The 14,599-nt window shown below is 71.4% G+C and carries 10 protein-coding genes; 8 read left to right on the plus strand and 2 right to left on the minus strand.

What is annotated here, in order from left to right:
• Positions 1 to 10: 10 nt before the first annotated feature.
• The 8 genes from AC1MLT_RS05370 to AC1MLT_RS05405 all read left to right on the plus strand — a co-directional run bounded on the left by AC1MLT_RS05370 (position 11) and on the right by AC1MLT_RS05405 (position 11,254).
• Positions 11 to 1,159, plus strand: coding sequence for an FAD-dependent oxidoreductase (locus AC1MLT_RS05370; RefSeq protein ID WP_481034239.1), 1,149 nt, complete (start codon positions 11 to 13; stop codon positions 1,157 to 1,159).
• Complete coding sequence (thiS, locus tag AC1MLT_RS05375) at positions 1,156 to 1,395, plus strand: sulfur carrier protein ThiS (RefSeq protein WP_481034241.1); 240 nt, start codon at positions 1,156 to 1,158, stop codon at positions 1,393 to 1,395. The genes AC1MLT_RS05370 and thiS overlap by 4 nt, the downstream gene beginning before the upstream one ends.
• Positions 1,396 to 1,473: 78 nt before the next feature.
• Positions 1,474 to 2,316: a thiazole synthase gene (locus AC1MLT_RS05380; protein ID WP_481034907.1), complete on the plus strand. Its 843-nt coding sequence runs from the start codon at positions 1,474 to 1,476 to the stop codon at positions 2,314 to 2,316.
• Between the two features lie 77 nt (positions 2,317 to 2,393).
• Positions 2,394 to 3,365, plus strand: coding sequence for a thiamine phosphate synthase (locus AC1MLT_RS05385; RefSeq protein ID WP_481034908.1), 972 nt, complete (start codon positions 2,394 to 2,396; stop codon positions 3,363 to 3,365).
• Positions 3,366 to 3,481: 116 nt separating this feature from the next.
• Entirely contained in the window at positions 3,482 to 5,710 is a 2,229-nt protein-coding gene (locus AC1MLT_RS05390) for a TonB-dependent siderophore receptor (RefSeq protein WP_481034242.1), read from the plus strand.
• 97 nt (positions 5,711 to 5,807) lie between these two features.
• Positions 5,808 to 7,943, plus strand: coding sequence for an ATP-binding protein (locus AC1MLT_RS05395; protein WP_481034243.1), 2,136 nt, complete (start codon positions 5,808 to 5,810; stop codon positions 7,941 to 7,943).
• 19 nt (positions 7,944 to 7,962) lie between these two features.
• The gene (locus AC1MLT_RS05400) at positions 7,963 to 10,065 is read left to right on the plus strand and encodes a hypothetical protein (protein WP_481034244.1); all 2,103 of its coding nucleotides are present in this window, start codon (positions 7,963 to 7,965) and stop codon (positions 10,063 to 10,065) included.
• Between the two features lie 73 nt (positions 10,066 to 10,138).
• Positions 10,139 to 11,254 carry a BMP family protein gene (locus AC1MLT_RS05405; RefSeq protein WP_481034245.1) on the plus strand — a complete coding sequence of 372 codons (1,116 nt, stop codon included), beginning with the start codon at positions 10,139 to 10,141 and terminating at the stop codon, positions 11,252 to 11,254.
• Between the two features lie 66 nt (positions 11,255 to 11,320).
• Here the strand turns inward: AC1MLT_RS05405 and AC1MLT_RS05410 are convergent, their stop codons facing one another.
• Both AC1MLT_RS05410 and AC1MLT_RS05415 read right to left on the minus strand, forming a co-directional pair.
• On the minus strand, positions 11,321 to 11,968 hold the full coding sequence (locus AC1MLT_RS05410; RefSeq protein WP_481034247.1) for a hypothetical protein: 648 nt from the start codon (positions 11,966 to 11,968) through the stop codon (positions 11,321 to 11,323).
• On the minus strand, positions 11,959 to 14,574 hold the full coding sequence (locus AC1MLT_RS05415) for a fimbria/pilus outer membrane usher protein (RefSeq protein ID WP_481034249.1): 2,616 nt from the start codon (positions 14,572 to 14,574) through the stop codon (positions 11,959 to 11,961). The genes AC1MLT_RS05410 and AC1MLT_RS05415 overlap by 10 nt, the downstream gene beginning before the upstream one ends.
• Positions 14,575 to 14,599 lie beyond the last annotated feature (25 nt).

Consider the following 14,599-nt stretch of genomic DNA (forward strand, 5'->3'; position numbering starts at 1 on the left):
GGTGGCGCGCATGACGCACGACGACGACGCCACCGAGCTCGCGCCGCTGCCGTTCGCATCGGCGCGCGTGCTGGGCGCGGGCCTGATCGGCCGCCTGCTGGCACTGGCGCTGGCGCGGCGCGGCTGCCGGGTCGACCTGTACGACGCCCAGGGCCCGGATGGCGCAGGCGCCGCGGCGCGCGTGGCGGCGGCGATGCTGGCGCCGCTGGCCGAGTCGGCCGTGGCGCCGCCGCCGGTGGCGCGGATGGGCCGGTACGCATTGGACCGCTGGCCCCGGCTGCTGGCCGGACTGACCACCACCGCCGCGCCGGTGTTCTTCCAGCGCGAGGGCACGCTGGTGCTGTGGCACCGGCAGGACGCGGCCGAGGCCGAGCGCTTCGCCCGCGTGGTCGAGCGCACGCGCGGCTGGATCGGCGACGACCTGCCGCCGATCCGGCATCTGGATGCGGCCGGCATCGTCGCGCTGGAGCCGGCACTGCGCGGCTCGCGCTTCGCGCAGGGCCTGTACCTGGCGGGCGAGGGCCAGCTCGACAACCGCGCGCTGCTGGCCGCCCTGCATGCCGCGCTGGTGGCGCAGCCGAATGTCACGCTGCACTGGCATCGGCCGATGGCGCCGGACGCGCTCGATCCGGGCGCCGCCGAACGCGTGATCGACTGCCGCGGCCTGGGCGCGCGGCCGCAGTGGGCGGCCTTGCGCGGCGTGCGCGGCGAGGTGATCCGGGTGCATGCGCCCGATGTCGCGCTGAGCCGCCCGACGCGCCTGATCCATCCGCGCTATCCGCTCTACATCGCGCCCAAGCCCGAGGGCGTCTTCGTCATCGGCGCGACGGAGATCGAGTCGGGCGACATGTCGCCCATGAGCGTGCGCTCGACGCTCGAACTCCTGAGCGCGGCCTATGCGGTGCACAGCGGCTTCGGCGAGGCGCGCATCCTGGAGCTCGCGACCCATTGCCGCCCGACGCTGCCGGACCATCTGCCCTCGCTGCGCTGGCACGGCCCGCGCGTGCTGCAGGTCAACGGGCTGTATCGCCATGGCTTCCTGCTGGCGCCGGCCCTGCTGGCGATGACGCTGGAATTGCTGGCGACCGGCGAGTCGCCATTGGCGGCGCGCTTCGGACTCGACCCGATGGCGGCCACGGCCGCGCGGGACGCCGCATGACCGCGCCGACCCTCTCGCGCCCGGATGCCGCGGCGCGGCTCCAACTGCGCATCAACGGCATCGACCACGTCCTGGCCGCGCCCGCCACGGTGGCCGACGCGGTCGCGCGCATCGGCGCGGTGGCGCCCTATGCGGTGGCCGTGAACCGCGCCTTCGTGCCGCGCTCGCTGCACGCCACGCGGATGCTGGCCGAGGGCGACTGCGTCGAGGTGATCCGCCCCGTCACGGGCGGCTGACCCGTGCACCACTCCGACCCCGACGCTTTCAGACGCGCCCCGACACCCACCATGACCTCCATTCCCACCGCTCCCGCCATGCCGGCGCCCGGTCTCGCAACCGCCATCGGCATCGATGCCGACGAACTGGTTCTGTACGGCCAGCGCTTCGCCAGCCGCCTGCTGCTGGGCACGGCGCGCTATCCGTCGCCGGACCTGCTCGAAGCCGCCGTGATCCGCGCGCGGCCGGCCATGGTCACGGCCTCGCTGCGGCGCCAGACCGCCGCGCCGGCCGCCGCCGACGGCCCGGCCGACGACCACCACCACTTCTGGCCGCTGCTGCGACGCCTGGGCGTGCCGGTGCTGCCGAACACGGCCGGCTGCCATCGCGTCGACGAGGTCGTCGCCACCGCGCACATGGCGCGCGAACTGTTCGACACGCCCTGGATCAAGCTCGAGCTCATCGGCGACGACTACACGCTGCAGCCCGACACGCTGAACCTGGTGGAAGCCGCCGCGCGGCTGATCGACGATGGCTTCCTGGTGCTGCCCTACTGCACCGAGGACCTGGTGCTGTGCCAGCGCCTGGTCGATGTCGGCTGCCAGGCCGTGATGCCCTGGGCGGCGCCAATCGGCACCGGGCGGGGGCCCGTCAATCCCTATGCCCTGCGGCTGCTGCGCGAGCGCATCGACGTGCCGCTGCTGGTCGATGCCGGTCTCGGCCTGCCCTCGCATGCCTGCCAGGTGATGGAGTGGGGCTACGACGGCGTGCTGCTCAACAGTGCCGTGGCGCTGGCGCACGACCCGGTCGGGATGGCCGGCGCCTTCGCCGATGCGGTGCGCGCCGGCCGCGCGGCCCGGCACGCCGGCGCCATGCCGGCACAGCACGCGGCCCGGCCGAGCACGCCGGTGCTGGGCACGCCGTTCTGGCATCAGGCATGAGCGCGGCTTCCGGCCCGGCCGGCCCGGCTCCCGGCTCCCGCTCCGACCTCATCGAACGCACCGAACGCACCGAACGCATGCCCATCGAGTCCGACGCCTCCGCCATCGCCATCACCGCGGCGATCCTCGCCGCCCACGCGGCCCGCTTCGGCGTGACGTCGCCATCGCCAGCGCCGCGCGCCATCGAGGTCGCGCCGGACGACGACCCGGTGCGGGCCGGCGCCAGAGCGGCCTGCCGCGCGCTCGGCTTCATCGACATCGACGCCATCTGCCTGGCCGATGCGTGGCGGGCCCGCACCGTGCGCACCGGGGTCTTCGATGCCCTGGCCTGGCCCGCCGCGCCGGCCGATTTCGGCCTGCGGTCGCATCCGGTGGCCGCGCGGGCCGACGCCTTCGCGCCCTGCCCGGCCGAGCTCGGCCTGTATGCCGTGCTGCCCGACGCGGCCTGGGTCGGGCGCATGGCGCGCGCGGGCGTGCCGACGGTGCAGCTGCGCTTCAAGTCGACCGACCCGCGCGCCATCGAGCGCGAGGTCCGCGCCGCGGTCGAGGCCGTGCGCGGCACCGGCGCGCTGCTGTTCATCAACGACCACTGGCGCATCGCGATCGAGGCCGGCGCCTTCGGCGTGCATCTCGGCCAGGAGGACCTCGACGCCCTGGCGCCGGCCGACCTGCGACACCTGCGCGAGGCCGGCCTGCGCCTGGGCGTGAGCACGCATGGCTATGCCGAGATGGTGCGCGCCGATGCCGCGAGTCCCAGCTACATCGCGCTGGGCGCCGTGTTCCCGACCACCCTCAAGGCCATGGCCACCGCGCCCCAGGGCCTGGTCCGGCTGGGCGACTACGCGCGCCTGCTGCGCGGCTATCCCCGCGTCGCCATCGGCGGCATCGACGCGAGCCGCCGCGCGGCCGTGCTGGCCACCGGCGTCGGCTCGGTGGCGGTGGTGCGCGCGCTGGTCGCGGCCGCCGATCCGGAGGCCACCGCCACGGAATGGACCACCGCCGTCGATGCCGGACTGCGGGGGGCCCGGGCCTCGCCGGCCCGGCCATGACCCGCCCGCAGCGCCAGGCACATGCCGCATCGCCCCGACGTCCTTTTCCTCCAGCGCCATCGCGCCCGCATTCCTCGTTCCTCCATCGCCTCCGTCCGCCGCACCGACCCGCCACCATGACCCTCCTGCCCACGCCCCGTCCCGCTCCCGCCACCGCCCGCGATCGCCGGGAGACCTTCGTCGCCACGCCCGTCGCCGGCGCCGCCGCCACCCTGCTGTGGCTGGCCGCATCCGCCGCCTCGGCCCAGACCGCGCCGGCACCGGCCACGGCCACGGCCACGGCCGGCGACGCCACGCTCTCGACCGTGACGGTCGACGCGCGCGCCGCCGCGCCGCAGGCCGATGTCAGCGGTTTCGGCGATCTGCCATTGCGCGAGGTGCCGCTGTCGGCCACCGTGATCGACAGCGCCACCCTGCGCGCCACCGGCGCGCGCCGGCTGGCCGACCTGACGCAGTTCGACGCCTCCGTCACCGATGCCTACAACTCGGCCGGCTACTGGGACTATCTGACGGTGCGCGGCTTCGTCCTCGACAACCGCTTCAACTACCGCCGCGAGGGCCTGCCGATCAGCGCCGAGACCTCGATCGCGCTGGACAACAAGGAGCGCGTGGAGATCCTGCGCGGCACCAGCGGCATCCAGGCCGGCACCAGCGCGCCGGGCGGGCTGGTCAACTATGTCGTCAAGCGGCCGACCGAGCGCGACCTGCGCGAGGTGCGCGCCGAGGTCACCGGGCGCGGCGGCGTGCTCGGCGCGGTCGACCTGGGCGGCCGCTTCGGCATCGAGCGCCAGTTCGGCTACCGCCTGAATGCCGCGGTCGAGAATCTCAAGCCGCGCACCTTCGACCTCGACGGCCAGCGCCACCTGTTCTCGCTCGCGGCCGACTGGCGCGTGACGCGCGACTCTCTGTTCGAGGCCGAGCTCGAATACTCCAAGAAGACCCAGCCGAGCCAGAACGGCTTCAGCCTGCTGGGCAACCGTCTGCCGGCGCCGGTCGACCCGCGCCTGAACCTCAACAACCAGCCCTGGTCGCAGCCCTCGGTCTTCGAGGGCCTGACCGGCACCCTGCGCTTCACGCAGGCGCTCAACGCCGACTGGCGCTGGAGCGCGCAGCTCGGCCAGCAGCGCCTGAAGAGCGACGACCGGCTGGCCTATGCCTTCGGCTGCGGCGCCGAAGGCAATTTCGACCGCTACTGCTCCGACGGCACCTTCGACTTCTACGACTTCCGCAGCGAGAACGAGCGCCGCACGCAGACTGCCGGCAGCCTGAGCCTGAAGGGCCAGGCCCGCACCGGCGGACTGCGCCACGACCTGTCGTTCGGACTGCTGACGAGCCGGGTGCGCAACCGGTTCCAGGACCAGGCCTTCAACTATGTCGGCACCGGCAATGTCCAGGGCACGGCGGTGGTGCCGGCCGACCCGGCGCTGACCGATGTCAACACCAACCGCGACGAACGCTCGACCGAGCTGTCGTTCCAGGATGCCATCCGCTGGAACGACCGCCTGACGACCTGGGTCGGCCTGCGCCACACCCGGCTCGATCGCGACAGCATCCGCACCGACGGCTCGCGCCCGACCGGCTATGCCGATGGCGTGACCTCGCCCTGGCTGGCCCTGAGCTACAACCTGCGTCCCGGCCTGCTGGCCTATGCGAGCTGGGGCCGGGGCGTCGAATCGCAGGTGGTGCCCAACCGGTCGTCGCAGTACGCCAATGCCGGCGAGGCCCTGCCGGCGGTGCTGTCGCGCCAGTGGGAAGCGGGCTTCAAGGGCGGCGCCGACGCCTTCGGCTGGCAGGTGGCGTATTTCGACATCGCGCGGCCGGTCACCAACCTCGATGCCTGCAACCGGCTGGGGCTGTCGCCCTGCGCCGGCGCCTTCGACGGCAAGGCGGTGCATCGCGGCATCGAGGCCAGCGCCCAGTGGTCCCAGGGCCCCTGGCGCCTGGCCGGTGGCGTGACGGCCATCGATGCCAAGCGCGAGGGCAGCCTGGTCGAGCCCGCCATCAACGGCGAGCGCCCGACCAACGTGCCGCGACAGGTGCTGCGCGCGCAGGTCGCCTATCGCGTCGCGGCGGTGCCGGGCCTGGAACTGCAGGGTCGGATGTCGCACGAGGGCCGGCGCAACGTGCTGCCCGACGGCTCGATCGAACTGCCGTCCTGGACCCGCTTCGATGCCGCGCTGCGCTACGAGACGCGCCTCAATGGCGTCGCCACCAGCTGGACGCTGGGGGTGGAGAACCTGGCCGATCGGCGCTACTGGAAGGAGTCGCCCTACCAGTTCGGCCATGTCTACCTGTTCCCCGGCGCGCCGCGCACGCTGCGGCTGATGATGACCGCGGCGCTGTAGGCCTCACGGGCGCGTCCCGGGAGCGGCCCGCGCCGGCCGCAAAGCTGCCGATAATCGGGCGTCATTCCGACGCAACCTTCCACCCGGGACGTAACCGATGAAGTTTCTCGACAGCGGCGGCGAGTCGGGGCGCCTGATGCGAGCGCTCGACTGGTCGCGCAACCCGCTGGGCGTGCCGGCCTCGTGGCCACTGCAGCTGCGCACGCTGGTGGGCGTGATGCTCGACGCGCGCCAGGGCATCCTCATCGTCTGGGGCCCGGAGCAGATCACGCTCTACAACGACCACTATGCCGAGATGCTCGGCGCGCGCCATCCGATGGCCATGGGCCAGCGCTTTCGCGACGTCTGGTACGAGATCTGGGACCAGGTCGATCCGATCATCTCCGCCGCCTACGCGGGCGAGTCGATCCAGATGGACGACATCGTCTTCGAGATGCTGCGCAACGGCTATCCCGAGGAGACCCATTTCTCCTTCTCGTACACGCCCGTGCGCGACGACGACGGCGTGGTGCAGGGCATGTTCTGCGCCTGCAACGAACTCACCCAGCGCGTCAACGCCGAGCGCCAGGTGCTGGCCCAGGCGACCTACCTGGCCTCGCTGTTCGACGCCACGCCCAGCTTCATGGCGGTGCTCAGCGGCCCGGAGCATCGCTTCACCCTGACCAATGCGCCCTATCGCGCGCTCATCGGGCATCGCGATCCGATCGGGCTGCCCGTGCGCGAGGCCCTGCCCGACCTGCAGGGGCAGTTCTTCTTCGACCTGCTCGACGAGGTCTACCGCACCGGCCGCGCGGCCGTCGGCAGCGGTACCGAGATCCTGTTCCAGCGCGCCGCCGGCGGGCCGGTCGAGCGGCGGTACCTGGATTTCATCTATCAGCCGCTGCAGACCGACACGCGGGTCACCGGCATCCTGGTGGTGGGCACCGACGTGACCGGCCAGAAGGTGGTCTCCCTGCAGCTCGAGCAGGACAACGTCGCGCTGGCCCGCCGCGCCGAGGAGACCGAGGAGCGGCTGCGCCAGGCCCAGAAGATGGAAGCCGTCGGCCAGCTCACCGGCGGCATCGCGCACGACTTCAACAACATGCTGCAGGGCATCGTGCTGCCATTGCAGGTGATCCGCAAGCGCCTGCAGCAGCAGCGCCACGAGGGACTGGACGACTATGTCGAGGCCGGCCTCGCCTCGGCGCGCCGCGCGGCCTCGCTGACCCAGCGCCTGCTGGCGTTCTCGCGCCGCCAGCCGCTCGACGAGAAGGTGGCCGATGTCGCGGGCTCGATCCGCACGGTCGAGCCGCTGCTGCGCACCACCTGTGGCGAGAACATCACGCTCGACGTCGAGCTTCCGGCCGAGCTGTGGCCGGTGCGCACCGACACGCACCAGTTCGAGAGCAGCCTGCTGAACCTGGTGATCAATGCGCGCGACGCCATGCCCCATGGCGGCGCGATCGGCCTGTGCGCGACCAATCTGACGCTGGCGGCCGACGTGCTCGAAGGCACCGGTCTGCCCGCCGGCGACTATGTCGAGATCCGCGTCACCGACAGCGGGGTCGGCATGCCGCCCGAAGTGCTGGCGCGCGTGTTCGACCCGTTCTTCACCACCAAGCCGATCGGCCAGGGCACCGGCCTGGGCCTGTCGATGGTCTACGGGTACATCCGCCAGTCGGGCGGCTATGTGACGGTGGACAGCATCGAGGACGTCGGCACCGTGGTGCGGGTGCGGCTGCCGCGATCGCCGGACACGCCGCAGCCGGTCCGGGCGCAGCCGGCCCGCACCTGCGACGACGCACGCGGCGTCTATCGCGTGCTGGTGGCCGAGGACGACGACGTCGTCCGGCTGCTGGTGGTCGACCTCCTGCGCGACCGCGGCCACGTCGTGAGCGAAGCCATCGATGGCAGCCAGGCCATGATGATGCTCGACCAGGGCGTCGCCTACGATCTGCTGCTGTCCGATGTCGGCCTGCCCGGCCCCAATGGTCGCCAGGTCGCCGATTACGCGCGCGAACGCCTGCCCGGGATCCGGGTGCTGCTGATGACCGGCTATGCCGCCGAGGTCGCGACCAACTCCAGCTTCCTGGGACCGGACATGGCGCTGATCGTCAAGCCCTTCGATTCCGACGCCCTGGTCGCCAAGGTCGACGGCGTCATGCACGGCCCCGCGCCCGCCGCCGCTCCCCCGTGCCGAGTCGAATCGTCGTGCGACGGCATCGACGCGACGGCATCCGCCCTGCTGCCCTGAGTCCGAAGAAAGTCCATCCGTGAACCGTTCCCGAATCTCCCGCCCCCCGGCCCGGCCCATCCGCCGTGCGACCCTCGCTCTCACGGCCGCGCTGGCGCTGGGGGCGGCGGTCGCGCCGGTCCTGGCCGCGGGATCGAAGGCGCCGGAGCGACGCGACGGCGCGGCGACGCCCGCGGCCGCGTCGGCGCGAGCGCCCATCCCCGAGGGCGCCTACGACATCTCCACGCCGGAGGCCTATCGCGCCATGGCGGCGCGCATGGGCACCGAGGCCGGCATCGAATACCGCTATGGCCCCGATGCCGCCGCGTACGGCACGCCCCGGACCACCACCACCTACCCCGGCCCGCGTCCGAGCAGGAGCTACCAGACGCTGTCCGGCCAGCGCGCCGAGAAGCAGCAGGATGGCATCGTCGGCGGTCGTGGCTGCGGCCGCGACAGCTGGTGCGGCGAATACCAGATCGGCGACAAGCTGCTCGGATTGCCGGGCGATTTCAGCTCCAGCATCGTCAACGTCGCCTACCTGCCCGATGCCAAGCCGGCGCCGAATTTCCTCGAGTCGCGCTACTGGGGCGTGGCCAGCCTGCAGACCATCAACATCGGCCACAACACGATCTCCTGGAAACCCGAGCCGAGCTGGACGACCTACATCAGTCCGCGCATGAACAACGCCGACAACGACGAGAACACCGTGCGGCTGGCGGGCGTGCGGCCGGGTTCGACCATCGGCACCGCCGACCTCGACGGCAAGCCGGTCGCGGCGGCCCGGGGCTATGGCCGGGGCGGCTGGGTCAACAACGTGCTGACGGTGTTCGCCAACGGCTGGATCACCAGTTCGGGCAGCAACACGTCGCACAACTTCCTCAAGTTGAAGCTGCCCGATGGCAAGACGCCGACCGCCATCGCCATCACCAACAGCGGCGAATTCGCGCTGGTGACGGTCTGGGACACGGCGGCGCTCAAGGGCCAGGTGGCGGTGATCGCCCTGGCCGATGGCTGCGCCTGGTGCGAAGCCAAGCCCGAGTCGCAGTGGGAGTCCAACTGGGGCAGCCACCGCCAGGCCTATGCCGGCCTGCCGGGCCTGGGCAACTATGTGAGCGCCAAGCTGGTGGGCTTCGTCGACCTGCCCGACACGCTCAGGGCGCCGACCGAGATCAGCGTCACGACCGGCAAGACCAACACCGACTACCAGCGCATCCAGAACTACTTCAACGACCACCTGCAGAGCGACCACAACCGCCGCAAGTACTACGACGGCGAGTGGAGCCAGGCCATCGCGCGCAGCGGCCTGGCGGTGGTGGTGAGCAAGAGCGAGCGGCGCGCCGCCGTGATCGACCTGCGGCCGCTGTTCCAGTACTACCGCAAGCAGTACTTCGACCAGGGCCCCTGGGAATGGGGCACGATGATCTCCGGACGCGGCCCGGGCCCGCGGCAATGGCCATTCACCTTCGAGGCCGCGCCGGCGCAGACGCCGGTCGTGGTGAAGGTGATGGACCTGCCCGAACGCCCGACCGCCATCAAGCTGACGCGCGAGCCGCCCTATCGCGCCTTCATCGCCACGCAGGAGGGCCGCCTGCGCGTGTACGACCTCGGCTCGCGCTATCTCGACCAGAAGGGCACGGCCCAGGGCCGGCCCGAGGACATCGCGCCGATGTTCTCGATCGACGTCGGCGAGAACCCGACCAGCATCGCCTACGTGAAGGAGAAGGCGACGCTCAACCCGACCGCCACCAGCGCTCTCTTCGGCCGTCGCCGGCCGGAGGAATTCCTGTGGGTGCTGTCGCGTGGCGAGCGCAAGGCCACGATGCTGCAGTTCGATCCGCGCTTCGAGTCGGTGAAGGTCTACAAGACATTGGAGGACAGCCGGCTGGTCGACCCGATCGCCATCGAGGACGTCGACAACCATGGCACCGAGAGCTATGTGCTGACCGTGGCCGACTACCAGGGCAGGACGATCCACAACTATCCCTATGGTCCGATCATCATGTGGACCTACGACCCCAAGAGCGCGCCCTGCCCCAAGCCACGCGGCTGCGGGCTGCGCGACGGCCGGCCGTTCGAATACGCCGGTGGCCACGTGCTGCCGGGCAAGCCGTTCCAGATGGGCGGCTCGAACATCAACTGACGGGCGCGGTTGTTGCTTGAGCATGCGGTCGCCCGGCCTGGCGCCGATCCGCACGCTCCACTTCCTCGAACCGATGAAAGCACCGACCCGCTCCGCAGCCGCACCCGCCACTCCCGATGCCCCATGCGCTGGCCAGGCCGGCCATGGGCTTGAATCGCCCCTGCGCCGCCGGCTCGGGCTGGCCGCCGCGAGCCTGGGCGCGGCGCCGCTGCTGGCGGCCTGCGCCGGAACGGCGGGGCGCATGCAGGAGCCTTCCACGACCGCCCGCCCCCTCACGGTGGCGGCGCTGTTCGCCGGCCGCATCGACGATCGCGGCTTCATGGAGGCCGGCTGGCGCGGCCTGGATCGCGCCCGCGTCGAATTCGACGTCGCCACGACCCACCGGGCGAACATCGAGCCGAGGAAGGACCTGCTGGTGGCGGCACTCCACGAGCTGGCCGCCGCCGGTCCCGACCTGGTCATCGCCCATGGCGGGCAGAACAACGAGGCCTGCGCCGAGGTCGCGCCGCACCATCCGCGCGTGAGGTTCGTCGTCACGCAGGGCGCCGTCACGGGCGCCAACCTGGCGAGCTACGACATCCTGCAGGAGGAATCGGCCTACCTGGCGGGCGTGCTGGCCGCATCGAGCACGCGCACCGGCGTCATCGGGCACATGTCGGGCATCCGCGTCCGCCCGGGCCTCAAGGGCCGAGCGGCCTATGCCGCCGGGGCGCGGGCGGCCGATCCGGCGGTCCGCCTGCTGACCAACTTCTCCGGCCAGCAGGACGACAACGCGCTGTCGCGCCGCGTCGCGCTGGCTCAGATCGATGCCGGTGCCGACGTGATCTTCACGATGCTCAACGCCGGTCGCACCGGCGCCATCGAGGCCTGCCGCGAGCGTGGCGTCCGCCAGATCGGCAATGTGATCGACTGGGTCCGGACCGACCCCCGGATCTTCATCGGCTCGGCGACGGCCGATGTCGGCATGGGGGTGTTCGAGGCCGTGCGGGACCTGCGGGCCCGGACCTTCCCGGCCGGGTCGGTCAGGCGCATCGGGCTGTCGACCCCCGGCGCGGTCGGCCTGACGCTGGCGCCCGACGTGCCACCGGGGATCCGAGAGCGGATCGCCGCGACGACGGAGCGCATCGCGGCTGGCGGCATCGTGGTGCCGGAGACCTACGACGGCCCGGAGTTCGCGACACCGGCGTGACGACGACACGGTCCTCGTTGCCGGCGCTGTCGCCGCAGCCGCAACGCACGCCGGCAGCGGCGGCGTTCACGGGACGGTCATGCCCAGGTCCAGACGGAACGGCGTTTCGGCGCTGGGCGCGAAACCGGAGGACTTCACCAGCGTCTGGATCTGCAGGTTGACCAGCACGTTCTTGCGCGCATCGGTGTCACGGGGTACCGCGCGCAGGTCCAGCACCAGCATCCCGGCGCCCGCCAGCGTCAGTGGACCTGGCGTGATCGTGCTGGTGGTGCCGCCCACCGGCGTGAAGGTCATGGGCACTTCGTGACCGCCCGCCGTGGCCTGCTGCACCACCATCCGCGCCGCGCCGATGTCGCCGGCCCGCGCGGCCGTCGAGCTCCAGCGCACGAGGCCCGGCGTATCGTCGGCGACCAGGGCATCGACGCGGATCTGCCGGGTGTCCGGGGTGTCGTCGCAGACCGCGCGCAGAGTGACGCCTCGGGCGCCCACCAGCTTGTAGCCGGCGATGTCGGCACGGGGAAGCGACGTGTAGCCCTTGCGGCCCATGTCGACACCTGACGACGAGAACGCCACGGTGTCGCAGGTCGCGAACGCCAGGCCCGGTCCGCACGCCAGCAGGCCCAGCCACAGGCGCAGTCGGCGCCCAGGGCTCGAGCGCAACACCGACCACCGGCCGGATCGGCCCGGGATCTCCATCTCCATCTTCATCTGCATACGGCACTCCCGCTTTCGAACAGGCCATCCGCCGCGCGCGGCCGGGTCCGGATGTCCTGCAGCAGGCAGCGCCGGCCCGGTGCGAGTTCCACATAGAGCGGCACGCCTTCGGTCATGTGGTCGACCATGACGCGCCCGCCCTGGGCGGTGGACGAGAACAGTGCGCCATTGCGACGCAGCACCGGCAGGCCCTTGGGCAGCGGCCGGCCCAGCGCGTCCACCACGCCGAGCAGGACGCGTCGCACCCTCCTGGCATCCATCTCCATGCGGACCACGGCGCCCCGGCCGGGCTGGACGACCTGCAACGGATTGCCGACGTCGATGTCGATCGCCCCGGCATCCAGGCTCGCCTCCACTCTCGAGGGCCGATAGGCCTGCAGCGACGGGACGGCGGCGGATCCGCCCGGACCGGACCACACCGGCCCCTGGGGCGTCATCACCTTGAGGCCGACGACATCGCCCGTCCTGACGACGCCGAAGGTGTCCTGGACGGCATAGGGCGAGAAGCCCCATCCGGCCGAGGTCGCGAGCAGGCTGCCCGTGATCTCAGCGTAGTAGCTGCGTCCGCCGTTCTGGCGATCCGTGATCCCCAGCGATGTCGATGCATAGCGTGGCAACGCATGCACCGAGCCCGAGGTCTCGGTGGTCGGCCGATCGGCCACGCGATCGACCGACAGCCGGTAGTCCAGCATGTCGTTCACGCGCTGGTCGAGCGCCGTGCCGTAGCGGGTCTCGTCGTTGGTGCGACGCGCATAGGAGGTACTGGTGATGCTGTCGCCGAGTGGAATCGACAGGTTGACGTAGGCATAGGTGTTGGCCCGCGGCTGAGGCCATCCCGCCACCTGCGGACTCGAATGGGCCGGATAGGCGCGCGCCGCGTTGCGCGAGATGCCGGTCTGCAGATTGATGCGCCGCCACGACGTGCCCCATCCCAGCGAATACATGTGGTCGGGAGGGGCGTCGAAGGCGCTGGTGCGCGTCACGCCCGCCGACACGGAGCCCCACCGATCCAGGCTCCACGATGCCGTAGCACCGATCTGCGAGCGCGTGCCCCGTCCCGCGATCGTCGCCTGGTACGGACCGACGGCCTCCTGCACGGTCCGGTAACCCAGCGTGCGCAGGTTGCCCGAGGCACCCAGCGCCACGCCCTCCACGGGACGCCAGGCCAGGGCCGCGCTGCCCTGGACGCCATGGACGTCGCGCCGCTCGTCGCGCGAGGCGATCAGCTGCGCGAAGACGCTGGCGTCGCGCGAGAACTTCCAGTTCGACGCCACGCCCGCCGACACATAGTTCCTCGACAGCAGCGCGCCGAGCGTGCCGCCCAGGGACCGCAGGGCCCACCCATAGCCGCCGGTGACCACCGGAGCGTTGCCGCCGCCATGCGCGTCTGCGGCGTTCCACAACTGGCCGGCCGCCAGCGACAGCCCGTCGTTCTGCGTCCGGTCCGATGCCAGCAGCAGGGACGAGGCCGGCACCGTGATGATCCGCTCGCCACCGCTCTCCTCGAACACGCTGACCCGCAGATCGGCGCCGACGTTGGTGAGGGGATAGTCCGTCAGCGAGAAGGGTCCGGGCGGCACGATGGTCGAGTACAGCAAGACGCCGCTCTGGCGGATCTCCACCCGCGCCCGCGTGGCGGCCACGCCCGTCACCGGAAAGCTCTGCAGTTGCCTCAGGCCTCGTTCCGGGAACCACTGCGCTCCATGGATCGGGAGACCCGCGTACAGCGGTGTGAGCGTGGTGATGCGCCCGGCCTGCAGCACCTGCCGGGCGTCGTCGAAGGTCTTCTGCGCATAGGCCGACTGCCACTGGAAGCGGTTCACGCCTTCGCCGCCGCTGTAGGTCTGGTGCGAGCGCACGATCCAGTCGCCGGCATTGAAGCCGAGCTCCGTGTTCACGTAGCGGGAACGGCGGGTCTCCCCGCCGGGGAAACGGTTGTCGTAGGCATAGGCCCGGTAGTTCAGCAGGGCGCCGATGCCGCCCTTCTCGACCGCCGAGGGTTTCGACGTTGGCAGCGTGTCCTCCAGCGGTACCGTCAGATCGACGATGCCCTCGCTCGGGCGCAGGACGATCAACGTGCGCGGCGAGTGGTCGCGATAGTCCGGACAGGCCTTCTCCCTGCGACGTCCCCCTTTCTCGGGTGTGATCCGGGCCGGCTGTCGCAACCCCAGGGCGACGATCAGCACGGGGGTGAAACAGAGTCGGCCGGCGGCATCGAACACGACGGCCCTGCGCCCGATCTCGTTGCCGTTGACGACGAATGAAACGGATTGCGCACCCGGCGGAAAACGTGCGCCTTGCCTGAAGTAGTTGCCGATGTTCGGACTCAATCCGCGCTTGCGCAGGATGTCGGGATCGAATTGCGCGAGTCGCTCCTGGCCGGGTACGTCGCCGGTTCGCGCATCGCCTCGATCGGCGTCGCGTTGATCGCCGGACGACGCTGCCGATGCATGCGAGGAGACCGGCACGATGCGCTCCCGAATCCCGGAGGGTGACTGTGTCTGCGCCCAGGCACAGCAGGTTCCGGCGACCGCCAGCGTCACGCAACCCAGCGGCGCATGCAGGCGCTTGTGCGGCACATGCAGCGCCGTTTTGTTTTTCTGCAATTTCTGCTCCGACTCACATGGCGGG

The sequence above is a fragment of the Variovorax sp. PEI5 genome (assembly GCF_056679935.1).